Origin of the sequence: Thioalkalivibrio sp. XN8 (assembly GCF_011058255.1) — a bacterium.
Lineage (GTDB): Bacteria > Pseudomonadota > Gammaproteobacteria > Steroidobacterales > XN24 > XN24.
This window is the reverse complement of sequence record NZ_JAALFH010000065.1, coordinates 78,766-101,798: the sequence shown is the minus strand read 5'-3', so window position 1 is coordinate 101,798 and position 23,033 is coordinate 78,766. Positions and strand designations below refer to the sequence as shown.

Below are 23,033 nucleotides of genomic sequence, written 5' to 3'. Positions count from 1 at the left end.
CAAATATTAGAAGAGGCGTCGTTTCATGAACTCACCTAACTCGCGCACTCCTGCGCGTCGTCGCGTCCGTTTGCTCGGCATGGCGCACCTGGCAGCTGCTGCGCTGCTGGTCGCCGGCTGCGACGGCGTGGATATCCCCAGGGATCCGACCGTCAACCTGAACCCGCCGCCGGACCGCGTCAATGCCGGCCCCGACGGCCCGGTGGCCACGATTCGCCGGACCACCAACGGGGTGGCGCACATTCGGGCCGAGAACCTCGAGTCGGCCGCCTTCGGCAGCGGCTACGCGCAGGCGCAGGACCTGGTCTGCTACCTGGCCGACGCCTTCGTCAAGGCGCGCAGCGAGCGGGCCAAGTACTTCGGCCCGGGCCCCGGCAACCTGCACATCATCAACGACTTCAGCTACCTGGCGCAGCGCATCCGCAGCGGCGCCGCCGAGGAATTCGCCGCGATGTCGGACGAGGCGCGGGCGATGGTGCTGGGGTTCACCGCCGGCTACAACAAGTACGTGCGCGAGACCGATCCCGCCGACCTGCCCCCCGAGTGCCGCAACGGGCCGTGGGTGCAGGAGATCGAGCCGGAGGACCTGGTGGCGCACTATCGCATCGTGGCGCAGTTCGCCAGCGGCGACCTCTTCGCCACCGGCGCGGTCTTCATCGCCGTGCCGCCGGGCGAGGACCCGACGCCGGTCCCGGTCGCCGCCGTCCAGGACCCGGCCGTGATGGACATCTTCGAGCAGACCCCGCTGCTGGCCCGCCGGCATGCGGGCGCGCGGGAAGACTATGTCGACACCGGCCTGGCCAGTAACGCCTGGGGCGTCGGCGCGGAGCTGAGCGAGAACGGGCGCGGGGCCCTGCTGGGCAACCCGCACTTCCCCTACACCGGCGTGCGGCGTTTCTGGGAGAGCCAGATCACCGTGCCGGATTACCTCAACTACCGCGGCGCCGGCCTGCATGCGACGCCGATCCCGCTGATCGGCTTCAACGAGAACCTCGGCTGGTCCCACACCGTCAGCACCAGCCGCCGCTTCACGCTCTACGAGCTCACCCTGAAGGACGGCGACCCGCTGACCTACATCAAGGGCGGCGAGGAGAAGCCCATCACCGCCGAGACCTTCGAGATCGAGGTGAACGTGGGCGCGCCCGACCCGATCCGGGTGGCGCGGACCATGTACTTCTCCGAGTACGGCCCGATGCTGGCGGCCGACGCCGTCACCCAGGGCGGCCTGGCGCCCTGGGGCGGCCCCGGTTCCCTGGGGCAGCCGGCGGCCTACACCTACCGCGACGCCAACGCCGACACCAACGGCCTGCTCGACACCTGGCTGCGCATGGGCCAGGCGCGCGACCTCGCCGAGTTCGAGCAGGTCTTCCGCGAGTGCCGCGGCACGCTGTGGGTCAACACGACCTACGCCGACGACCAGGGCAACGCCTACTACACCGACAGCAGCTCGGTGCCCAACCTGTCGCCGATCGCGCTGGGCGTGATCGAAGCCAAGCGGGCGGCCAGCCCGGCCTTCAACGCCCTGTTCGAAGCCGGCCTGACCTTGCTGGACGGCAACAGCGTGCGCGACGACTGGATCCCCGGTCCCGGCCGCTGCAAGGGCCTGGTGCCCTACGACGACCGGCCCAAGCTGGTGCGCAGCGACTTCACCCAGAACTCCAACGACAGCTTCTGGTCCACCAATGTGAATGCGCCGCTGGAAGGCTTCTCGCCGCTGTTCGGCCCGGAGCGGACCGCGCTCAACCCGCGTACCCGCATCGGCACCTACATGCTGCTGAACCCGACCGACCCCGGCTTCGCCGACAGCCCGCCGGCGGGCCAGGACGGGCTGTTCGGGGCGGAAGACCTGATCAGCGTCATCCACAACAACCGCAGCTGGTACGCCGAGGAGTTCCTCGACGAGCTGCGGGCGCGCTGCGCGGCCGTGGGCGCCGATCCGGTCAACCTCAGCGCGGGCGGCAGCCGCAGCGTGGCTCCGGCCTGTACCGTGCTGGCCAACTGGGACGGCGTGTACGAGCAGGACAGCGTCGGCGCGCACGTGTTCCGCGTGTTCATCGTCGACTACCGCAGCAAGTTCGGCAGCCACCTGACCGCGCCCTTCGACCCGGCCGACCCGGTCGCCACGCCGGGCGTACCGGCGCCGGCCGATCCCGTCGACCTGGCGAACGACCCGATGCTGGTGTCGCTGGCCGACGGGCTGGAGCGCCTGGACCAGGGCGGCATCGCCTACGACGCTCCGCTGGGCACGGTCCAGTACTACCAGCCCTCCGGCGGGGTGCCGCCGGGCGGCACGCCGGTGAACCTGGGGCCGTCGTTCCCCTGGCATGGCGGGGACGGCAGCCTCGACGGCGCCTTCAACGCCATCGGCGTGGTGACTTCGCCGGTGGCCGAGGACACGCTGCTGCCGCGCATCCCGTCGGTCACCATCCCGCAGACGGCCGGCCTGTCGGCCACGCCGGGCGGCGGGTGGAACATGGCCCGCGGCACCAGCTGGCACTTCGGCCTGGAGTTCACGGACACGGGTCCGCGCGGCTTCGGCCTCGTGAGCTACTCGCAGTCGGTGGACCCCGACTCGCCGTACTTCAACGACCAGAACCTGCGGTACTCCAACAAGGATTTCCGCCAGCTCTGGTTCACCGAGGCCGACATCGCGGCCAACCTGGTGGAGGAAATCACCATCACCGAGTAAGCCAGGAGGCTTGCAACTGCGCGGGGTCGGGCTCTGGCATCATGCAAAGATGCCGGACCCGACCCCGAGTTTTTTCCTCGCCCTGGACCAGGGCAGTCATGCCAGCAAGGCGCTGCTGTTCGACGCCGGGGGGGAACTGGCTGCGAACGCCGAGGCGCCGCTGGACACGCGCGAGCCGCGGCCGGGCTGGGTGGAGCACGATGCCGAGGCGCTGGTCGAGTCGGTTTGCACTGCCGTGGACGAGGTCGTCGCCGCGGCCGGCGTGCGGGCCGCCGACGGCGTCGTCGCGGGCCTGGCGGTGCAGCGCTCCAGCATTGCCTGCTGGGACCGGGCGAGCGGGGCGGCCCTGGCGCCGGTGCTGTCCTGGCGCGACCGGCGCCATGCCGGCTGGCTGCAAGGACTCGGCCTGGAGCCCGCGCGCGTCCACCGGCTCACCGGGCTAGTGATCTCGCCGCATTACGGCGCCAGCAAGCTGCGCTGGTGCCTGGACAACCTCCCGGCCGTGGCGACGGCCGCGCGCGAGGGACGGCTGTGCTGCGGGCCGCTGGCGAGCTTCCTGGCCTGCCGGCTGCTGGAGGAGGGCCCCTGTGTCGTGGACCCGGCCAACGCCGCTCGCACCCTGCTGTACGACCTGGAGGGCGGTGACTGGTCGGAGGAACTGCTCGCCGCCTTCGGGGTGCCGCGCGCCTGCCTGCCGCGCGTCGTGCCGGGGCGCGGCCGCTTCGGCGCATTGCGGCGGGGCCAGCTGCGCGCCGAGCTGCAGGTGCTGGCGGGCGACCAGCCCGCGGCGCTGTTCGCCCATGACGAACCCGGTCCCGGCACGCTGTTCGTGAACCTCGGCACCGGCGCCTTCGTGCAGCGCATCGTGGCCGATCCGGCGGCGGCTGACCCGCGCCTGCTGCGCGGCATCGCCTGGGCCGAGCCGGGGCGCGAGTTGCGCGTGCTCGAAGGCACGGTGAACGGCGCGGGGTCAGCGCTGCAATGGCTGGCCGACGCGCGCGCCACTTCCGTGGAGTCGCTGCTGCAGGGATTGCCGCGCTGGCTGGCCGAGGCGCCGACGCCGCCGCTGTTCGTCAATGGCGTCGGCGGGCTGGGCTCGCCTTTCTGGCGGCCGGACTGCCCGGTGCGGTTCAGCGCCGAGGCGGGACTCGAGGACGAGGCGGTGGCGGTGATCGAGAGCATCGTCTTCCTGCTGCAGGCGAACCTCGAGGCCATGCTGGCGGCTGACGGAGAATCGCGGCCGCAGCAGATCCGGGCGAGCGGGGGCCTGTCGCAGCTGGACGGCCTGTGCCAGCGCCTGGCCAATCTCTCCGGCCTGCCCGTGGTCCGGCCGCAGGATAACCAGGAGGCCACCGCGTCGGGCGTGGCGCGGCTCCTCGGCGCGCCGCGGCCGCGACGGTCAGCTGATGCGCGCTTCCAGCCGCAGCCGGCCGCCGCGTTCGAAGCGCGATACGCTGCCTGGCGCCGCCTGCTGGGTTAGCTGTGCCCGCCATTGCCGGCTAAAATCGACGGTTTACCGGACCCAAGGATGACGAATCCATGAGCCGAGCCAGAACCCTGTTCGTGCTGGCGGGATGTGCGCTGCTTGCCGGCCTGCCCGCTGCGGCGCAGACCCCCTATCCCGGCCTGGCGCCGTCGCCGCTGCCCGGCCTTGAATACGGCCGCGACATCTACCCGGCCGGCGCCGACCATGACCCGGCCGTGCCCTCGCCGGACGAGCTGCTCGGCTTTCCCGTGGGGCAGCGCACGGCCACGTCGGAGCAGGTGGTGGCCTATGCGCGGGCGGTGGCGGACGCCTCGCCGCGGGTCGAGCTGGTCGAATACGGCCGCAGCTACGGGGACCGGCCGCTCCTTTACCTCGTCATCTCGACGCCGGCCAACCTGGCCCGGGCGCAGGAGGTCCAGGCCGGCATGCAGGCGCTGGCCGACCCGCGCAACACCAGCGCCGCCGAGCGCGCGCGGCTGATCGACAGCCTGCCCGGCGTGGCCTGGCTCGCCTATTCCATCCACGGCAACGAGAGCTCCGGCTCGGACGCCGCGCTGGCCGTGATCCACCATCTCGCGGCGGACCGCTCGGCAGCGACTCGGGAGCTGCTGGAAGAGTTGGTGGTCATCGTCGACCCGAACATGAACCCGGACGGTCGCGCCCGCTTCATCAAGGGCCTGGCCGAGTCGCGCGGCACCCAGCCAAATGTCGACGACCAGTCGGTGCTGCACACCGGCTACTGGCCCTTCGGCCGCGGCAACCATTACCTGTTCGACCTGAACCGCGACTGGATTTACGCGCGCCATCCCGAGACCCGCGGCCGCATCCCCGAGATCGCCAAGTGGCGGCCGCTGCTGTTGGTCGATGCCCACGAAATGGGCGCGCAGGATACCTACCTGTTCTCGCCGGCGCGCGAACCGCACAACCCGCACCTGCCGCCGTATCGGCGTCCCATGGGCCAGGTCTTTGCCGCGGACCAGGCGCGGGCTTTCGACCGCTACGGCTATCCCTATTACACCGGCGAGTGGCACGAGGACTGGTACCCGGGCTACACCGACGCGTGGGCCGCCCTGCGCGGCTCGCAGGGCATCCTGTATGAACAGGCGCGCCTGGCCGAGGACGGCGTGCAGCGGCACTCGCTGCTGATCAGTTACCGGCAGTCTGTCCACCACCAGGTGATCTCGACCTTCGCCAACCTCGAGACCCTGCGCCGCGAGCGCGGGAACCTGCTCGAGGCCTTCGCCACGGACCGTGCCGAGGTCAGCTCGGCCCGCGGTCCTTACGGCAGCCGCAGCTTCGTCATCCTGCCGACCGATAACCAGGGCCGGCTCGACAACCTGCTCGACCTGGCCCGCATCCAGGGGTTCGAAGTGCACCGGCTGACGCGCCAGCTCCGGGTCGGCAGCGCCACCGACCAGCTCGGGCGGGAGCTGCGCGGCGTGGACCTGCCGGCCGGCAGCCTGGTGCTGCGTAACCGCCAGCCCGAGGGGCGGCTGCTGGCCGCGATGTTCGAGTTCGATCCGCGCATGTCCGATACCGCGCTGGCCAACGAGCGCGAGCGCGTGCTCAAGCAAGGGCGCAGCACCATCTACGACACGACCGGCTGGAACATCACCATGATGTTCGGGCTGGAGGCGCTGACCGTGCCGCAGCACCTCGACAGCGGCCTGGAGCCGGTCGAGCTGGCCGCGCCGGTAGCCACACCTGCTGCGCCGGCCATGGGCCCGGCGACCATCGCGGTGGCGGTGTCCGGCGCCGACGATCGCTCGCTGGCCTTCGCCGGCCGCATGATGGAGCGCGGTTATTTCGTGCGCGCGAGCCGCAAGGCCTCGCAGCTCGACGGCCAGCCGCTCCCGCTCGGGTCCATCGCCGTGACGCTGGACGACAACCGCGACCGGCCCGACTGGCAGGCCGACGCCCACACCGTCGCAGCCGAGCTCGGCCTGCCGCTGCTGGCGCTCGGCCACGGCCTGGCGCCCGGCGACCTGGCCGACCTCGGCGGACGCGAATGGGAGCTGCTGGTCAAGCCCAACATCGCGCTGGTGTCGCGCGGCATGACCAACATGCTGGACTTCGGCGCCACCTGGTATGCGCTCGACCATCGCCTCGGCATCCGCCACAGCCATCTCGACGAGAGCCGTATCGGCGCCTTCGACCTGCGCCGCTACAACGTCATCTACCTGCCGGAGCGCTGGGGCCGCAGCGCCCTGCCGGCCGGGCTGAGTGCCGCGCTGGAGGACTGGGTGCGGGCCGGCGGGACGCTGGTGGCGGTCGGCAACTCGGCGCGGGCGCTGATGGACGGCGACGACCCGCTGGTCGAAACGCGCCCGCTCGAGGCGGTGATCGACGAGGAGCTGGCGGAGTACCAGGACACCCTGCACCGCGAGTGGCTGGCAGCCCAGCCGGTGCCCGACGGGCCCGCGACCTGGGGCCATGCAGCCACGGCGGAACTCGACTACCCGTGGCTCGAGGCCGGGGAGCTGCCCGAGCCCGAAGCCCGCAAGCGCAACGACGAGTGGCAGTCGATGCTGATGCCCTCGGGGGCGATCGTGGCCACGCGCGTGGACACGAAGCACTGGCTGGCGGCCGGCACGGGCGAAGTGCTGCCCGTGCTGTTCTCCAGGTCACCGGTGCTGATGGCGGCGTTCCCGGTGGATGCCCCGTTCCGCATCGGCGTCTATAACCCGGCCGACACCGAGGCGGCCACGCTGAACTGGGCGCCGGTGCCGGCGGGACAGGAGCTCAGGGTCCGCATGTCGGGCCTGCTGTGGCCGGAGGCCCGGACCCGGATCTCCTCCTCGGCCTGGGTGACGCGCGAGCGTATCGGCCGCGGCCAGGTGATCCTGTTCGCCCATGCGCCGGCTTTCCGCGCCGCGCAGCTGGGCGCCATGCGGGTGCTCGAGAATGCGCTGGTGCTGGGCCCGGGCATGGGTACGAGCCAGCCGATTCCGCTGCCCTGAGCCAGGGCGGCGCCATGCTCGCTGACGCGGCGGCCGTGCTCGCCGGCGGCGCGCTCGGCGGCATGGCGCGGTTCTGGCTGGCCGAGCGGATTGGCCGGCTCCGCGGCACCTCGCCCGCCGCGGGCATCCTGGCCGTGAACGTCAGCGGCGCCCTCGTCGCCGGCCTGGCGGCCGGGCTGGCGACCGGGACCGGCGCGGGCTCCATGGCCTGGCAGCTGGCGGTGGTCGGGTTTCTCGGCAGCTACACCACCGTGTCGTCGTTCAGCCTGCAGACGCTCGCCTTGCTGCACGACGGCCGGGCCGGCCGGGCCGCGGCGGAGACGACCATCTCCCTGCTTGGCACTCTCGGCGGCGCCGGCCTCGGCTGGACCCTGGCGCGCGGCCTTGCCGGGGGGCTGGCATGACCGGCGCCGGCCTGCGTCGGACGGAGCTCTATGCCCTTGTTGCCGCGGGCAGCGCCCTGGGCGCGCTGGCGCGCTGGGCCGTGATGCTGGCGGCGGGTGACGGCGGCGCGGCCGCCTGGCCATGGGGGACCTTCGTCGCCAACGTCGCGGGCTCCGCCCTGGTTGGCTGGCTGGCGGGCCTGGTGGCGCGCCGGCGCGGTCCGCTGGCGGGCCTGCCCGGCCAGTTGCTGCTGATGACCGGTTTCTGCGGTGGCTTCACCACGTTTTCGGCCTTCGCCCTCGAGGTCCTGGCGCAGCTGCAGGCCGGCCGCGTCGGGCTCGCCCTGGCCTATGTCGCCACCTCGGTCCCGTTGTGGCTGGCTGCGGCCTGGGCGGGTTACCGCCTCGGCGCTCAGGGCCGGTGGGGCAGCGCCAGGTAGGCGGTCGAGCGCATTTCCTCGAGGCGACTGACGGCCCGGCGAAACTCGAACTCCAGCCGCCGGCCGCGATAAAGCCCGGCGGGGGGCACGGCGGCGGCCAGAACCAGCTTCACGCTGCGGTCGTAGAACTCGTCCACCAGGGCGATGAAGCGGCGCGCCTCGTTCTCCAGCTCCGGGGTGAACTGCGGCACGTCGCTGACCAGCACGGTGTGGAAGCTGCGGGCGATCTCGATGTAGTCGGCCTGGCTGCGCGGGCCGCCGCAGAGGTCGCCGAAGTCGAACCACGCCACGCCGTCGGCGCGGCAGCGCACCGGGATCTCGCGCCCGAGGATGCGCAACGGGCCCCGGTTGCGGGTGTCGACCGGCGCGGCGTCCGCGAAAAACGCCTGCAGCGCGGCCTCGGCCGCCGCGTCGCTGGGCACGTGATAGGTCCCGGCCCGCTCGAGCAGGCGGAAGCGGTAGTCCGTCCCGCCCGCCAGGTGGACGATCTCGGTATGGCGCTCCAGTTCCTCGATTGCCGGCAGGAAGCGGGCCCGCTGCAGGCCGTCGCGATAGAGGTCGTGCGGGGGCACGTTCGAGGTGGCGACCAGGGTGACGCCGCGCGCGAACAGCTGCGTGAACAGGGTGCCGAGGATCATGGCGTCGGCAATGTCCGAGACGAAGAACTCGTCGAAGCAGATCACGCGGGCCCGGGCCGCCAGGTCGTCGGCGACGCGTGCCAGCGGGTCGGGCTGGTCGCGATACTCCCCGAGCGCCTCGTGCACGTCGGCCATGAAGCGGTGGAAGTGGCGCCGCGTTTTCTCGCGGAAGGGCAGGCACTGGTAGAAGAGGTCGACCAGCCAGGTCTTGCCGCGGCCCGTGTCGCCCCACAGGTAGAGGCCGCGCACGGGCTCGACCGCCGGCGCCCGCCCGAACAGGCGCCGCCGCGGGGCGCGCCAGGCCACGAGTTCCGCGTGCAGCCGGTCGAGGCGTGCCGCGATCGCTTCCTGGGCCGGGTCCTGCGCCCAGCCGAGCCGCGCGACTTCACTCCGGTAACGCTTCAGCGGCGTCTGCGCGGCGGGCAAGTCCCCGGCCGTACCCATCAGTCCCCGGCCAGCTCGGGCCGGTCCCGGAACTCCTCCAGCGCCTGCGGGTTGGCCAGCGCGTCCGTGTTCTTCACCGGCCGGCCGTGGACCACGTTGCGCACGGCAAGCTCCACGATCTTGCCGCTGAGAGTGCGGGGAATATCGTGCACCTGGAGGATCTTCGCCGGCACGTGGCGGGGCGTCGTGCTGGCGCGGATCACCTGGCGTATCTTCGCCGCCAGGTCCTCGTCGAGGGACAGTCCCTCGCGCAGCCGCACGAACAGGACGATGCGCTGGTCGCCGCCCCAGTCCTGGCCGATGGCCAGCGACTCGACGATCTCATCGAGCTTTTCCACCTGGCGATAGATCTCGGCCGTGCCGATGCGCACGCCGCCGGGGTTCAGCACTGCGTCGCTGCGCCCGTAGATCAACAACCCGCCGTGCGGCGTCAGCCGCGCCCAGTCGCCGTGATGCCAGACGCCGGGAAAGCGTTCGAAATAGGCGGCCCGGTACTTGCTGCCGTCGGGGTCGTTCCAGAACCCGACCGGCATGGACGGGAAGGGCCGGGTGCACACCAGTTCGCCGGGCTCGTCGGTGTGCGACCGGCCCGTGTCGTCGAAAATCTCCACCGCCATGCCGAGGCCGCGGCACTGCAGTTCGCCGCGATGGACGGGCAGGACCGGGCAGCCGAGAGCGAAGCAGCTGACGATGTCGGTGCCGCCGGAGATGGAGGCGAGCTGCACGTCCGCCTTGACAGCGCGGTAAACGAAGTCGAAGGAGGCCGGCATCAGCGGCGAGCCGGTCGACAGCACCGCGCGCAGGGACTCCAAGGCGAAATGCTCGCGCGGGGCGAAGCCGGCTTTCTCCACCGCGGCGAGGTACTTGGCGCTGGTGCCGAAGACGGTGATGCCTTCTTCCTCGGCCATGCGCCACAGCGCCTCGGGCCCGGGATGGAAGGGGTTGCCGTCGTAGAGCACTAAGGTGGCGCCTGTAGCCAGCCCGGACACCAGCCAGTTCCACATCATCCAGCCGCAGGTGGTGAAGTAGAACAGCGTGTCCTCGGGCCCGATGTCGGTGTGCAGCCGGTGTTCCTTGAGGTGCTGCAGCAGCGTGCCGCCGGCGCCGTGCACGATGCATTTCGGCACGCCGGTGGTGCCGGAGGAGTAGAGGATGTAGAGCGGATGGTCGAAGGGTAGCTGGGCGAACTCGAGCTCCGACTGGTCCGACAGGAAGTCCTGCCACGATACGGCGTGCGGTAGCGCAGCCACGTCGGGGTCGGCATCCAGGAACGGCACCAGCACGACGCGCTCCACGCCCTCCAGTTCCTGCAGCACCCCGCGGATGCGCTCGACGGAATCAATGCGCTTGCCGTTGTAGCGGTAGCCGTCGGCCGTGAACAGCACCTTCGGCCGGATCTGGCCGAAGCGGTCGAGTACACCCTGGATGCCGAAGTCTGGCGAGCAGGAGGACCAGGTCGCGCCGAGACTGGCTGCGGCCAGCATGGCGATCACCGCTTCGGGGCAGTTCGGCAGGAAGCCGGCGACGCGGTCGCCGGGATCGACCCCGAGCCGCTTCAGCGCGCCGGCGAGGCGGGCCGCCTCATGATAAAGCTCCGCCCGGGTGAAGACGCGCCGGGCACCGTCCTCGTCGCGCCAAACCAGGGCAGGCCGTTCAGGTTCATCCTGCCGCAGCAGGTTCTCGGCGAAGTTCAGCCGCGCACCGCGAAACCAGTTCGCGCCCGGCATCCGGTCGCCGTGCTCGAGCACGTTATCCCAGCGGCGCGACGCCTTGACGCCGCAGAAGTCCCAGACGGCCGGCCAGAATTGCTCGGGATGTTCGATGCTCCAGCGCCACAGCGTGGCGTAGTCCGCCATGGGATGGCCGGCCCGGTCGCTGGCGGACCGCATGAAGGCGGTCAGCTGCGCCCGCTCGACCTGTCCCGGCGCGGGGCGCCACAGGACATCGCCGCTCTGGTCAGGCGCCGCCATGCCGCACTCAGCCCGCCGCGTCGAGCGCCTTCTCCAGCTCCGGCAGGAGCGTGAACAAATCCCCCACCAGCCCGAAGTCCGCGGCCTCGAAAATCGGCGCGTCGCCGTCCTTGTTGATGGCCACGATGCAGCCGGCGTCCTTGATGCCGGTCATGTGCTGGATGGCGCCGGAGATGCCGATCGCGATGTACAGGTCCGGGGCGATGATCTTCCCGGTCTGGCCGACCTGCATGTCGTTCGGCACGTAGCCGGCGTCCACCGCCGCGCGGCTGGCGCCTACCGCGGCGCCGATCCTGTCGGCCAGCTTGAAGATGATCTCGAAGTTCTCCTTGCTCCCCACGCCTCGGCCCCCGGCGACCACGCGCGGCGCACTCTGCAGGTCGGGACGGTCGCTGCCGCCGGACTCCGCGAGGCCCAGGTAGCGGCTGTGCGTCGGCAGCTCTGCCTCGGCCTGCGCCGCGACGATGGGCGCCTCGCCGGCTTCGCCGACCGCCTGGAAGGAGGCGATGCGCACGGTCGCCAGGACCGGGATGCCTTCCGGCACCTTGACCGTGGTGATGACGTTGCCGGCGTAGATGGGCCGCTTGAAGGTGCGCGCGTCGATCACCTCCATCAGGTCGGATACCTGCGGCACGCCGAGCAGCGCCGCCACGCGCGGCAGCACGTCCTTGCCGAAGGTGGTGGAGGGCGCGAGCACGTAGTCATAGCCGCCCTCGTGCTCGGCGGCCAGCCTGGCGATCTGCGGCGCCAGCACCGCGGCCAGCGGCGCCCCGTTGGCCTCGTGGCGGACAGACAGCACGCGCGACACGCCGTCGAGCTTGGCGGCGGCAGCGCAGGGCGCGTCGCCGTCGGGCGCATGGAACACGGCCACGTGCACGTTGCCCAGCTGGCGCGCGCAGGCCACCGTGCGGGCGATGCCGGTGTTCAGGGTCTTGCCGTCGTGGTCGGCGATCAACAGTACACGGCTCATCACAGTACCCCCTTGTCCTTGAGCGCCTGGACCAGCGCTGCTACCGACTCGACCTTGGTCCCGCCCTGCCGTTTCGGCGGCGGCTCGTGCGCGCCCACTTCCAGTTGCGGCGGCATCTCCACGCCCAGCTCGGCGAACGGCTTGATGTCCAGCGGCTTGCGCTTGGCCTTCATGATGTCGGGCATCTTGACGAAGCGCGGCTCATTGAGGCGCAGGTCGACGGTCACTACGGCGGGCAGGTCGACCTCGATGTTCTCCAGGCCGGCGTCGACCTCGCGCATGGCCTTGAGCGTGTCGCCGCTGCGTTCGAGCTTGGAAACGAAAGTCGCCTGCGGCCGGTCCCACAGCGCCGCCAGCATCTGGCCCACCTGGTTGGCGTCGTCGTCGATGGCCTGCTTGCCGAGCAGCACCAGTCCGGCATCCTCGGCCTGCACGATCTGCAGCAGGGCGCGCGCGGCGGCCAGCGGCTGGATCTCTTCCTCGGCCTGGTAGAGCACCGCGCGGTCGGCGCCCATGGCGAGCGCGGTGCGCAACTGCTGCTGCGCGGCCTCCGGGCCGACGGACACCACGACCACTTCCTCGGCTTCGCCGCGCTCCTTCATGCGCAAGGCTTCCTCGACGGCGATTTCGTCGAAGGGGTTGATGCTCATCTTGACGCCGTCCTTGACCACGCCGGTGCCCTCGCGGTTCACCTGCACGCGCACGTTGTAGTCGATGACGCGCTTGATGCCGACCAGGATTTTCATGGCTTCTCCTTGAGGTGCTGCGCCGTCCCCGGCGCGGCGATCACATTGTCTGGTAGTTCGGTCCGCTGCCGCCTTCCGGCGTCACCCAGTCGATCACCTGGTAGGGGTCCTTGATATCGCAGGCCTTGCAGTGCACGCAGTTCGAGGCGTTGATCTGCAGCTGCCGCCCGCCCTGGCCGTCGTCGACCATCTCGTAGACGCCGACGGGGCAGAAGCGGGTGCAGGGGTTGCCGTATTCCTCGGCACAGCGGGTGGCGCAGATGGAGGTGTCGGCCACGCGCAGGTGCACCGGCTGGGCTTCCTCGTGCGCGGTGTTGGCGAAATACACGCTGGCGAGGCGGTCGCGCGGCGGCAGGCTGCGCTCGGCTTCCCAGTTCGCGGCCATCGCCGCCTGGCCGTCGTGCGCCCGCGCGGCAGCGAGCGAGTTGAGGCTGTCCCAGTCGGAGTGCGTCTTCAGCGTCCAGGGGCTGCGGCCGCCCAGCACGGTCTCCAGCGCGGCGTTGGCCATGCCGAACCACAGGCCGCGGTTGAAGCCGGGCCGGATATTGCGCACCTTGCGCAGTTCCTCTCCCGCCGCCGAGGCGCGAAAGGCGGCGTCGTAGCCTGCGGGCTCACCGGCCGCCGCGAGGTGGTCGGCAGCGAGCATCCCCGAGCGGATGGCCTGGTGCACGCCCTTGATCTTCGGCACGTTGAGCGTGCCGGCGCCGTCGCCGATGAGCAGCGCGCCGGGCATGTCCATCTTCGGCAGCGCCTGCCAGCCGCCCTCGATGATGGTGCGGGCGCCGGTGGCGATGATCTCGCCGCCCGCCAGCAGGGCGCGCATGTCGGGATGGTGCTTGAACTGCTGGAAAGCCTCGAAGGGCGAGAAGCGCGGGTCGGCGTAGTCGAGGCCGACCACGTAGCCGACATACACGCGATCCTGGTCGAGGTGGTAGACGAAACTGCCGCCGTAGGTGGCATTGTCCAGGGGCCAGCCCACGCTGTGCTGGATCAGCCCCGGCGTCGTGCGTCCCTCCGGGAGCTGCCACAGTTCCTTGAAGCCGAGGCCGTAGGTCTGCGGCATGGCGTCGCGGTCGAGCTCGAAGCGCCTGATGAGCTGCTTGGAGAGGCTGCCGCGGCAGCCTTCGGCGAACAGGGTGACGTTCGCGTGGATGTCGACGCCGGGGGCGAAGTTGTCGCCGGGACGGCCGTCGGGCGTGCCGTCCGCTTCGCGGCCCATGTCGCCGCAGCGCACGCCGATCACGCGCGCCGCGTCACCCTCGCCGTCAATGAGGGGATGCCGGCCCGGGAAGCCGGGGAAGACCTCCACGCCGAGCGACTCGGCCTGGGCCGCCATCTGCTTGCACAGTTCGCCCAGCGAGACGATGAAGTTGCCCGCGTTGTGCATCTGTGGCGGCGTCGGCAGCTTGTAGGAGCGCTGGCGGGTGTAGAAACGGAACTCGTCCGTGCCGGCCGGGACGCAGATGGCCGGCGGGTTGTCGCGCCAGGACGGCATCAGCTCGTCCAGCGGCCCCGGCTCCATGACGCAGCCGGAAAGGATGTGGGCGCCGATCTCCGAGCCCTTTTCCAGCAGGCAGATGTTCGCCTCCGGGAGTTTCGCCTTCAGGCGGATCGCGCAGGCGAGACCGGCCGGCCCGCCGCCGACGATCGCGTAGTCGTATTCCATGACATCGCGCTCGATGCCTTCGTCATGTGCGCTCATCGGCGACTCGTCCTGGTGCGCGGCTGAACCCGTGATTTTACCCGAGGCATGCCGCTATTTGGGCTGCATGCGGATGGCGCCGTCGAGCCGGATGGTCTCGGCGTTGAGCATGCTGTTGGTGCAGATGTAGGCCACCAGGTCGGCAAATTCGTCGGGGCGGCCGAGCCGCGAGGGGAAGGGGACCTGGGCGGCCAGCGACTGCTGGATATGCTCGGGCATGCCTTCCATCATGGGCGTCAGGAAAATCCCCGGCGCAATGGTGTTGACCCGGATGCCGAGGCGCGCAAACTCGCGCGCCAGCGGCAGCGCCATGGCGGCCACGCCGCCCTTGGAGGCGGAGTAGGCGGCCTGGCCGACCTGGCCTTCGAAGGCCGCGACCGAGGCCGTGTTGACGATTACGCCGCGCTCGCCTTCCACGTTGGGCTCGTTGGCCTGCATCTTCGCCGCCGCCGCCTTGGCCAGCAGGAAGGTGCCGACCAGGTTCACCGTGATCACCTTGGCGAAATAGTCGCCGGCCATCGGCCCGTCGCGCCCGAGCACGCGGCCGGCGCCGAGGATGCCGGCGCAGCTGACCGCCAGGTTGATCCCGCCGAAGGCCTCGGCCGCCGCGTCCACGGCGGCGTTGACCTCGCCTTCGTTGCTCACGTCGGTGCGCACGAACATGGCCTGGCTGCCGAGCGCCTGGGCGGCCTCCCGGCCCTGGCTCTCGTTGACGTCGAGGATGGCGACCCGGCCGCCCTCGCTGGCGATGCGCCTGGCGACGGCGTGGCCCAGGCCGGAGGCGCCGCCGGTGACGACGGCCTTGAGTTGTGACAGTTGCATACTTCGTTCCTTGGTCCTTGCTTGCGGCAGATGGCCCGCGCCGGGCGCGGGATGATGCTAGTCGTCCTGGTATTCGGGCAGCAGCGCCAGCCGGCTGCGCGGCTCGCGGCCGAGCCGGGCGCAGATCCAGCGCCCGGCCGCAACCAGTCGCGGCAGGTCGACGCCGGTCTCGATGCCGAGGCCCTGCAGCAGGTACGCCAGGTCTTCCGTGGCGACATTGCCCGAAGCGCCCCGGGCGTAGGGGCAGCCCCCGAGGCCGGCCACCGAGGCGTCCACCGTGGTCACGCCGGCCTCGAGGCAGGCGAAGATGTTAGCGAGCGCCTGGCCGCGGGTGTCGTGAAAATGCACCGCCAGCCGTTCCATGCCGCACTCGCCCGCGACGGCCCAGAGCATGCGGCGGGCGGCGACCGGCGTGCCGACGCCGATGGTGTCGCCCAGGGATACCTCGTAGCAGCCGAGCCCGAACAGGGCCGCGGCGACTGCCACCACTTTCTCCTCCCGCACCGGTCCCTCGTAGGGACAGCCGAGGACGCAGGAGATGTAGCCGCGGATGCGCAGGCCGCGCTCCAGCGCCGGATCGGCCAGCCGGCGGATGCGGTCCAGGCTCTCGCTGATGGAGGCGTTGATGTTCTTCTGGTTGAAGGCCTCGGAAGCGGCGGTGAAGACCGCGATCTCCTCGGCGCCGGCCGCCATGGCGCGCTCCAGTCCCTGCAGGTTGGGCACCAGCACCGGATACGCCACGCCGGGCCGGCGCTCGAGGCCGCGGTACACCTCCTCGGCATCGGCGAGCTGCGGGATCCAGCGCGGGCTGACGAAGCTGGTCGCCTCCACGGCCGGCAGCCCGGCGGCCGCCAGCCGCTGGATGAATTCGATCTTCACGGCGGCAGGGACGGTCGCCGGCTCGTTCTGCAGCCCGTCGCGCGGGCCGACCTCGACGATGCGAACGCGGGTGGGCAGGGACACCTCAGTCGTCCTCCGGCCGGATGTCGACCAGCACCGTCTCGGCCTCGACGGTGTCGCCTGCCGCGCACAGCACGCGCTCGACGATGCCGGCGACGGGCGCCGCCAGGGTGAGCTCCATCTTCATGCCCTCCATGATGAGGAGCGCCTGGCCTGCTTCGACGCGATCGCCGGCTGCCACCTTCACGGCCACGATGGTGCCGGGCATGGGCGCCACCGGATGCGTGTCCTGTTCGGCGAGCGCGCTGTCCCCCGCGTACAGCGGCTCGACCACGAAATCCCAGCCATGGTCGCCGAGGCCCACGTAGACCCGGTCGCCGTCGGTCACGACCAGCGCCTCCTCGTCGAGCCCCTGGCAGCGGACGTGCAGCCGGTCCGGCCCGATTTCCTGCAGCTCGGCCTCGAGATGATGCGAGCCGGCGTGCACGCGCACGCCCTCCGGCCGGAGTTCCAGCCGCAGCTCGTGGCGCCGGCCGGCGGCGTCGAGCAGGCGGAGCGGGAGACCGCCGCTGCCGCCGGCGCGCCACCCGTCACCGGCGGCCCAGGGCGACCAGGGATCGTCGGCCGGTGCCGGCCGCTCGAGCTCGCCGGCGAGCCGCCAGGCGGCAGCAGCCAGCGCGGTCAGCGGCGGCGTCGGGACATCCCACAGCACTTCCTCCAGGGCGCGGTCGAGGAAGCCGGTGTCGACCTCGCCCGCCGCGAACAGGGGATGGGCCGCCATGGCGCGCAGCAGCGGCAGGTTGGTGGCGACCCCTGCCACGGCGGTGTGCGCCAGCGCCTGGCGCAGGCGCGAGATGCATTCCGCGCGGTCGATACCATGTACCACCAGCTTGGCCAGCATCGGGTCGTAGTGGTGACTGACCACGTCGTCCTCGTCCACCCCCGAGTCGAGCCGCACGGCCGGGTGCCGGTCGGGCGCCCGCAGGCAGCGGATTCGCCCGGTCGAGGGCATGAAGCTGGCCGCCGGGTTCTCGGCGTAGATGCGCGCCTCGACGGCGTGGCCGCGCTGCGGGATCTCGGCCTGGGCCAGCGGCAGCGGCTCGCCCATGGCGACGCGCAGCTGCCACTCCACCAGGTCGAGGCCGGTGACCATCTCGGTCACGGGGTGCTCGACCTGCAGGCGCGTGTTCATTTCCATGAACCAGAACTCGCGCTCCGGGCTGACGATGAACTCCACCGTGCCGGCGTTCAGGTAGTCGACCGCCCGCGCAGCCTCGACCGCCGCCGCGGCCATGCGCTGGCGCGTGGCGTCGTCGAGCAGCGGCGAGGGGCTTTCCTCGATGACCTTCTGGTAGCGGCGCTGGGTCGAGCACTCGCGCTCCCAGAGATGGACCACGTTGCCGTGGCGGTCGCCGAAGACCTGGAACTCGATATGGCGCGGCCGCTCGAGGTAGCGCTCGAGGATCACCCGGTCGTCGCCGAAGGCCTTCTGCGCTTCGCGCCGGGCCGCGGCCAGCGCGTCGGCGAACTCGGCCGCCGAGCGGACCACGCGCATCCCCTTGCCGCCGCCGCCAGCCGAGGCCTTGATCAGCAGCGGATAACCGACCTGGCCGGCCTGGCGTTCAAGCGTGTCATCGGACTGGTCCGCGCCGTGGTAGCCGGGTACGACGGGGACGCCGGCATCCTCCATGATCGCCTTGGCCTCGCTCTTCGAGCCCATGCGGCGGATGGTCTCGGCCTTCGGCCCGACGAACACCAGCCCGGCGGCGCCGCAGGCGCGCGCGAAGTCCTCGTTCTCCGACAGGAAGCCGTAGCCGGGGTGGACCGCATCGACCCCCGCCGCCAGCGCCGCGTCGATGATGCGCGCGCCGTCCAGGTAACTCTCGGCCGGCGCCGCCCCGCCGATGGCCACGGCCGTGTCCGCCTCGCGGACGTGGCGGGCGCGCGCGTCCGCGCTGGAGTGAACGGCGACCGTCTCGATGCCGAGCCGGCGGCAGGTCCGGATCACCCGGCAGGCGATCTCCCCGCGGTTGGCGATCAGCAGCCGCCGGATGGGGAACGATTCCCTCACGCCTCTCCCCCGGCGTCTCCGCCGGCCGGCTGCCCGATCCAGGCAGGCTCGCGCTTCTCGAGGAAGGCGGCCAGCCCTTCCTGCCCCTCGGCCGAGCCGCGGAGCTGCGCGATGATCTCCGCCGTGCGGCGCTTGAGCGCGTCGTCGGCCGACAGCTGGTGGCCGGTGACCGTGGCGATCAGCTGCTTGCTCTCGCGCAGCGCCACCGGGCCGCCCCTGAGCAGCATGCCGAGCTGGTCCTCGAGCGCGGCGTCGAGCCGGTTCGGCTTGGCGATCTCGTGCACCAGCCCCACCCGACGGGCCAGCTTGGCGTTCATGGCCTCGCCGCTGAGGAACAGGCGGCGGGCATTGCGCTCGCCGATGGCGGCGATGACGTAGGGACTGATGACCGCGGGCACCAGGCCGAGGCGAACCTCCGACAGGGCGAACCTCGCTTCGTTGCTGGCCAGGACCAGGTCGCAACAGGCCAGCAGGCCGACGCCGCCGCCGTAGGCATGGCCGTTCACCCGCGCCACCGTGGGCAGGGGCATGGAGTTCAGCAGCGCCATGAGGTCGGCCAGCTGCAGCGCGTCCTCGAAATTCTCCTCCTCGGTGCAGGCGGCCATCGCGCGCATCCAGTTCAGGTCCGCGCCGGCGGAGAAGGAGCGGCCGGCGCCCGTCAGGACGACGGCGCGCGCAGCGCCGCGTTCCTTGACCGCCACCAGCAGCTCGGTCAGTCGCTGCACCAGGGCGGCATCGAAGGCGTTATGCACCTCGGGCCGGTTGAGGGTCAGGGTCGCGATGCCGCGACGGTCCAGTTCCAGCAAGACGTTGTCGGCCATGAGCCTGCCTCTACATCCGGAAAATGCCGTAGGGCGCCTCGGCGGCAGGCGGGGCGTTGCGCGCCGCCGACAAGGCGAGACTGAGGACCCGGCGGGTATCGGCCGGGTCGATGACGCCATCGTCCCACAGTCGCGCGGTCGCGTAATAGGGATGGCCCTGGGTCTCGTACTGCGCGCGGATGCCGGCGCGGAAGGCTTCCTCCTCGTCCCCCGGCCAGTCCTCGCCACGGGCCGCCAGGCCGTCGCGCCGCACCGTCGCCAGCACGCTGGCGGCCTGCTCGCCGCCCATCACCGAGATGCGGGCATTGGGCCAGGTCCACAGGAAGCGCCCGCCGTAGGCCCGGCCGCACATGGCGTAGTTGCCGGCGCCGAAGGATCCGCCCACCACCACGGTGAACTTCGGCACGGTGGCGGTGGCGACCGCGTTGACCATCTTGGCGCCGTCCTTGGCGATGCCGGCCTGCTCGTACTTCTTGCCGACCATGAAGCCGGTGATGTTCTGCAGGAACAGCAGCGGGATGCCGCGCCGGTTGCACAGCTGGATGAAGTGCGCGCCCTTGAGCGCGGACTCGGAGAACAGGATGCCGTTGTTGGCCAGGACGCCGACGGGATAGCCGTTGATGCGCGCCGTGCCGCAGACCAGGGTCTTGCCGTAGAGCGGCTTGAACTCGGTCAGCCGGGAGCCGTCGACCAGGCGCGCGATGATCTCGCGCACGTCATAGGGGAAGCGGGTATCCGGCGGCACGACGCCGTAGAGCTCCTCGGCGGCATAAAGCGGGTCTTCCGGCTCGGCCACGGGACCGTGGCCGTGGCGGCGGCGGTGCCAGCCCGCCGCCAGCTCGCGGGCGATGGCCAGCGCGTGGGCGTCGTCGTTGGCGAGATGGTCGGTGACGCCGGAGATGCGGCTGTGCACCTCGCCGCCGCCGAGCGTCTCGGCGTCGACTTCCTCGCCGGTGGCCGCTTTCACCAGCGGCGGGCCGCCGAGGAAGATCGTGCCCTGGTTGCGGACGATGACGGCCTCGTCGCACATCGCCGGCACGTAGGCGCCGCCGGCGGTGCAGGACCCCATCACCACCGCCAGCTGGGGGATGTTCGCCGCCGACAGCTGTGCCTGGTGGTAGAAGATGCGCCCGAAATGGTCGCGGTCCGGGAACACCTCGTCCTGCAGCGGCAGGAAGGCGCCGCCGGAGTCCACCAGGTAGACGCAGGGCAGGTGGTTGTCCAGCGCCACTTCCTGGGCGCGGAGATGCTTTTTTACCGTCACGGGGAAATAGGTGCCGCCCTTGACCGTGGCGTCGTTCGCCACCACCACGACTTCCTGGCCGGCGACGCGGCCGATGCCGGTGATGATGCCGGCGCTCGGCGCCTGGCCGTCGTACAGGCCGTGGGCCGCCAGCGGCGACAGCTCCAGGAAGGGACTGCCCGGGTCGAGCAGTGCGTCGATGCGGTCACGAGGGAGCAGCTTGCCGCGGTCGGTGTGGCGGTCGCGGGCCCGCTCGCCGCCGCCGAGGGCCGCCTGCGCGGCCTGGGCGCGCAGGTCCTCGACCAGCGCCTCCATGTGGCTGCGGTTGGCGCGGAAAGACTCGTCGTCGGGGCGCAGGCTGCTCTGGATGACCGGCATTCAGAGCGTCTCGACGGCGACCGCGGTGGCTTCGCCGCCGCCGATGCACAGCGAAGCCACGCCCCGGCTGAGGCCGCGCTGCCGCAGCGCGTGCACCAGCGTGACCAGGATCCGGGCGCCGGTGGCGCCGATCGGGTGGCCCAGGGCGCAGGCGCCGCCGTTGACGTTCACTTTCGCCGGGTCCAGGCCCAGGTCGTGGATGGCGGCCATGGTGACCACCGCGAAGGCCTCGTTGATTTCGTAGAGGTCGACGTCGTCCGCACCCCAGCCGAGGCGCGCCATCAGGTGGCGCATGGCGGCGACCGGCGCCGTCGTGAACCGCTCCGGCGCCTGGGCGAACCCGCCGTGCCCGACGATGCGCGCCAGCGGCGCCAGGCCGCGCCGCTCGGCTTCCGCCGCCGTGGTGAGTACCAGGGCGGCGGCGCCGTCGGAAATCGAGGACGAGGAAGCGGCGGTCACGGTGCCGTCCTTGGCGAAGGCCGGACGCATGGAGGGGATCTTGTCGAGGTCGCAGCGGCCGGGTTCCTCGTCGCCGCCGACCACGGTTTCGCCGCGCCGCGTCTTGACGGTCACGGGCACGAGCTCGGCCGCGAAGGCGTCGTCCGCGGCCGCCAGGGCCCGCTGGACGCTCTCGATGGCGAAGGCGTCCTGCGCCTCGCGGCTGAAGCCGTATTCCCGGGCCGTCGCCTCCGCGAAGTGCCCCATCATGTGGCCGTCGTAGGGGTTCTGCAGCCCGTCGTAGAACATATGGTCCAGCACCTGCTGGTGCCCCATGCGGTAGCCCGCCCGGGCCTTGGGCAGCAGGTAGGGCGCGTTGCTCATCGACTCCATGCCGCCGGCCAGCACGATCGAGGCCGAGCCGGCGCGCAGCAGGTCGTGACCGAACATGGCGGCTTTCATGCCGGAGCCGCACACCTTGTTGAGCGTGGTGCAGCCGACGGCCTGCGGCAGTCCCGCGGCCAGCGCGGCCTGGCGCGCCGGGGCCTGGCCGAGGCCGGCGGGCAGCACGCAGCCGAAAATGACTTCCGAGACGTCGTCCGGCTCGACGCCGGCATCCCCGAGCGCCGCCTGCATGGCGGCGGCGGCCAGTTCGGGCGCGGGTACGGCGGAGAGGGTGCCCTGGAAGGAACCGATGGGGGTGCGCCGGGCGGCGGCGATGACGATCGGTGACTGGCTCATGGCGGACTCCTGGGTCTAGTTGGCGCTGCCGGAGGCGCGGAACAGCTCCCGGCCGATCAGCATGCGGCGGATCTCGTTGGTGCCGGCGCCGATCTCGTACAGCTTGGCGTCGCGCAGCAGCCGGCCGGCGGGGTAGTCGTTGATATAGCCGTTGCCGCCCAGCGCCTGGATGGCCTCGAGGGCGACCGCCACGGCGGCGCCGGAGGCCTGCAGCAGGCAGGCCGCCGCGTCGAAACGTGTCGGCTCCCCGCGGTCGAACTGGCCGGCGACGCGGTAGGTGAAGGCGCGCGAGGACTGCAGGGCGGTGTACATGTCGGCGATCTTGGCCTGCATGATGCCGAAGCTGCCGATGGGCTCGCCGAACTGCTTGCGCTCGTGCAGGTAGGGCAGCACCACGTCCATGCAGGCCTGCATGATCCCGATCGGCCCGCCCGAGAGCACCAGGCGCTCGGAGTCCAGGCCGCGCATCAGGATGTAGGCGCCGCCGTTGACTTCGCCGAGCACGTTTTCCGCCGGGATCTCGCAATCCTCGAACACCAGCTCGCAGGTGTTGGAGCCGCGCATGCCCAGCTTGTCGAGCTTCTGCGCCGTGCGGAAGCCCGGCATGCCTTGTTCGACCAGGAAGGCGGTGACGCTCTTCGAGCCGAGCCCCGGATCGGCGGTGCGCATGTAGACCAGGTGGACCGAGGCCTCCGGGCCGTTGGTGATCCACATCTTCGACCCGTTCGCGACCCACACGTCGCCGCGCTGTTCGGCGCGGCAGCTCATCGACCCGATGACGTCCGAGCCGGCGCCGGGCTCGGACATGGCCAGCGCCCCCACCCACTCGCCTGAACACAGCTTCGGCAGGTATTTCTGCTTCTGGGCCTCGTTCCCGTTCAGCCAGATGTTGTTCAGGCAGAGGTTCGAGTGGGCGCCGTAGGACAGGCCGACCGAGGCCGAGGCACGGGAGATTTCCTCCATTGCCACGCAGTGCGCGAGATAGCCCAGTCCCGAGCCGCCGTAGTCCTCGCCCACGGTCAGCCCGAGCAGGCCCATCTCGCCGAGGGCCGGCCAGAGCGCCTGCGGGAACTCGTTGCTGCGGTCGATCTCCTCGGCCAGCGGCGCGATCCGCTCGGCAGCGAACCTTCGCACCGAGTCCCGCAGCAGGTCGAGGTCCTCGCCCAGCCCGGTGTTGAACAGCTCCATCCC

The 23,033-nt window shown here is 71.3% G+C and carries 17 protein-coding genes; 5 read left to right on the top strand and 12 right to left on the bottom strand.

What is annotated here, in order from left to right:
• Positions 1–79: 79 nt before the first annotated feature.
• The 5 genes from G6N75_RS10615 to G6N75_RS10595 are packed head-to-tail and all read left to right on the top strand — an operon-like array spanning position 80 to position 7,958.
• Complete coding sequence (locus tag G6N75_RS10615; protein ID WP_206203073.1) at positions 80–2,689, top strand: penicillin acylase family protein; 2,610 nt, start codon at positions 80–82, stop codon at positions 2,687–2,689.
• 49 nt (positions 2,690–2,738) lie between these two features.
• Positions 2,739–4,169: an FGGY family carbohydrate kinase gene (locus tag G6N75_RS10610; protein ID WP_165348332.1), complete on the top strand. Its 1,431-nt coding sequence runs from the start codon at positions 2,739–2,741 to the stop codon at positions 4,167–4,169.
• A 59-nt stretch (positions 4,170–4,228) separates the two neighbouring features.
• Positions 4,229–7,135, top strand: a complete 2,907-nt coding sequence (locus G6N75_RS10605; protein ID WP_165348331.1) for a M14 family zinc carboxypeptidase — start codon at positions 4,229–4,231, stop codon at positions 7,133–7,135.
• A gap of 14 nt (positions 7,136–7,149) precedes the next feature.
• On the top strand, positions 7,150–7,539 hold the full coding sequence (locus tag G6N75_RS10600; protein ID WP_165348330.1) for a CrcB family protein: 390 nt from the start codon (positions 7,150–7,152) through the stop codon (positions 7,537–7,539).
• Positions 7,536–7,958, top strand: coding sequence for a CrcB family protein (locus tag G6N75_RS10595; protein WP_165348329.1), 423 nt, complete (start codon positions 7,536–7,538; stop codon positions 7,956–7,958). Before G6N75_RS10600 ends, G6N75_RS10595 begins: the two co-directional genes overlap by 4 nt.
• Here the strand turns inward: G6N75_RS10595 and zapE are convergent.
• From zapE to G6N75_RS10535, 12 genes are all read right to left on the bottom strand, one after another.
• Entirely contained in the window at positions 7,931–9,040 is a 1,110-nt protein-coding gene (zapE, locus tag G6N75_RS10590) for a cell division protein ZapE (RefSeq protein ID WP_165348328.1), read from the bottom strand. The genes G6N75_RS10595 and zapE overlap by 28 nt on opposite strands.
• A complete protein-coding gene (locus tag G6N75_RS10585) occupies positions 9,040–11,010 on the bottom strand; it encodes an acetoacetate--CoA ligase (protein WP_165348327.1) in 1,971 nt (656 codons plus the stop codon). Before G6N75_RS10585 ends, zapE begins: the two co-directional genes overlap by 1 nt.
• Positions 11,011–11,017: 7 nt before the next feature.
• Positions 11,018–11,980, bottom strand: a complete 963-nt coding sequence (locus G6N75_RS10580; RefSeq protein ID WP_165348326.1) for an FAD-binding protein — start codon at positions 11,978–11,980, stop codon at positions 11,018–11,020.
• Complete coding sequence (locus G6N75_RS10575) at positions 11,980–12,726, bottom strand: electron transfer flavoprotein subunit beta/FixA family protein (protein ID WP_165348325.1); 747 nt, start codon at positions 12,724–12,726, stop codon at positions 11,980–11,982. Before G6N75_RS10575 ends, G6N75_RS10580 begins: the two co-directional genes overlap by 1 nt.
• Positions 12,727–12,766: 40 nt before the next feature.
• Positions 12,767–14,407: an electron transfer flavoprotein-ubiquinone oxidoreductase gene (locus G6N75_RS10570; protein WP_346765526.1), complete on the bottom strand. Its 1,641-nt coding sequence runs from the start codon at positions 14,405–14,407 to the stop codon at positions 12,767–12,769.
• A 75-nt stretch (positions 14,408–14,482) separates the two neighbouring features.
• The gene (locus tag G6N75_RS10565) at positions 14,483–15,250 is read right to left on the bottom strand and encodes an SDR family NAD(P)-dependent oxidoreductase (RefSeq protein WP_165348323.1); all 768 of its coding nucleotides are present in this window, start codon (positions 15,248–15,250) and stop codon (positions 14,483–14,485) included.
• A gap of 57 nt (positions 15,251–15,307) precedes the next feature.
• The gene (locus tag G6N75_RS10560; RefSeq protein ID WP_165348322.1) at positions 15,308–16,213 is read right to left on the bottom strand and encodes a hydroxymethylglutaryl-CoA lyase; all 906 of its coding nucleotides are present in this window, start codon (positions 16,211–16,213) and stop codon (positions 15,308–15,310) included.
• Between the two features lies 1 nt (position 16,214).
• On the bottom strand, positions 16,215–18,221 hold the full coding sequence (locus G6N75_RS10555) for an acetyl-CoA carboxylase biotin carboxylase subunit (RefSeq protein WP_346765521.1): 2,007 nt from the start codon (positions 18,219–18,221) through the stop codon (positions 16,215–16,217).
• Positions 18,218–19,042: an enoyl-CoA hydratase-related protein gene (locus tag G6N75_RS10550; RefSeq protein WP_165348321.1), complete on the bottom strand. Its 825-nt coding sequence runs from the start codon at positions 19,040–19,042 to the stop codon at positions 18,218–18,220. Before G6N75_RS10550 ends, G6N75_RS10555 begins: the two co-directional genes overlap by 4 nt.
• 10 nt (positions 19,043–19,052) lie before the next feature.
• On the bottom strand, positions 19,053–20,663 hold the full coding sequence (locus G6N75_RS10545; protein WP_165348320.1) for a carboxyl transferase domain-containing protein: 1,611 nt from the start codon (positions 20,661–20,663) through the stop codon (positions 19,053–19,055).
• Entirely contained in the window at positions 20,664–21,842 is a 1,179-nt protein-coding gene (locus G6N75_RS10540) for an acetyl-CoA C-acyltransferase (RefSeq protein ID WP_165348319.1), read from the bottom strand.
• 15 nt (positions 21,843–21,857) lie between these two features.
• Entirely contained in the window at positions 21,858–23,030 is a 1,173-nt protein-coding gene (locus G6N75_RS10535) for an isovaleryl-CoA dehydrogenase (protein WP_165348318.1), read from the bottom strand.
• Between the last annotated feature and the right edge of the window lie 3 nt (positions 23,031–23,033).

Excerpts from the sequence above, each read along its gene's own strand:
- G6N75_RS10540 (WP_165348319.1), bottom strand. The coding sequence starts at position 21,842 with ATGAGCCAGTCACCGATCGTCATCGCCGCCGCCCGGCGCACCCCCATC.
- G6N75_RS10605 (WP_165348331.1), top strand. The coding sequence starts at position 4,229 with ATGAGCCGAGCCAGAACCCTGTTCGTGCTGGCGGGATGTGCGCTGCTT.
- G6N75_RS10565 (WP_165348323.1), bottom strand. The coding sequence starts at position 15,250 with ATGCAACTGTCACAACTCAAGGCCGTCGTCACCGGCGGCGCCTCCGGC.
- G6N75_RS10585 (WP_165348327.1), bottom strand. The coding sequence starts at position 11,010 with ATGGCGGCGCCTGACCAGAGCGGCGATGTCCTGTGGCGCCCCGCGCCG.
- zapE (WP_165348328.1), bottom strand. The coding sequence starts at position 9,040 with ATGGGTACGGCCGGGGACTTGCCCGCCGCGCAGACGCCGCTGAAGCGT.
- G6N75_RS10600 (WP_165348330.1), top strand. The coding sequence starts at position 7,150 with ATGCTCGCTGACGCGGCGGCCGTGCTCGCCGGCGGCGCGCTCGGCGGC.
- G6N75_RS10615 (WP_206203073.1), top strand. The coding sequence starts at position 80 with ATGGCGCACCTGGCAGCTGCTGCGCTGCTGGTCGCCGGCTGCGACGGC.
- G6N75_RS10575 (WP_165348325.1), bottom strand. The coding sequence starts at position 12,726 with ATGAAAATCCTGGTCGGCATCAAGCGCGTCATCGACTACAACGTGCGC.
- G6N75_RS10535 (WP_165348318.1), bottom strand. The coding sequence starts at position 23,030 with ATGGAGCTGTTCAACACCGGGCTGGGCGAGGACCTCGACCTGCTGCGG.
- G6N75_RS10595 (WP_165348329.1), top strand. The coding sequence starts at position 7,536 with ATGACCGGCGCCGGCCTGCGTCGGACGGAGCTCTATGCCCTTGTTGCC.
- G6N75_RS10545 (WP_165348320.1), bottom strand. The coding sequence starts at position 20,663 with ATGCCGGTCATCCAGAGCAGCCTGCGCCCCGACGACGAGTCTTTCCGC.
- G6N75_RS10550 (WP_165348321.1), bottom strand. The coding sequence starts at position 19,042 with ATGGCCGACAACGTCTTGCTGGAACTGGACCGTCGCGGCATCGCGACC.
- G6N75_RS10580 (WP_165348326.1), bottom strand. The coding sequence starts at position 11,980 with ATGAGCCGTGTACTGTTGATCGCCGACCACGACGGCAAGACCCTGAAC.
- G6N75_RS10610 (WP_165348332.1), top strand. The coding sequence starts at position 2,739 with ATGCCGGACCCGACCCCGAGTTTTTTCCTCGCCCTGGACCAGGGCAGT.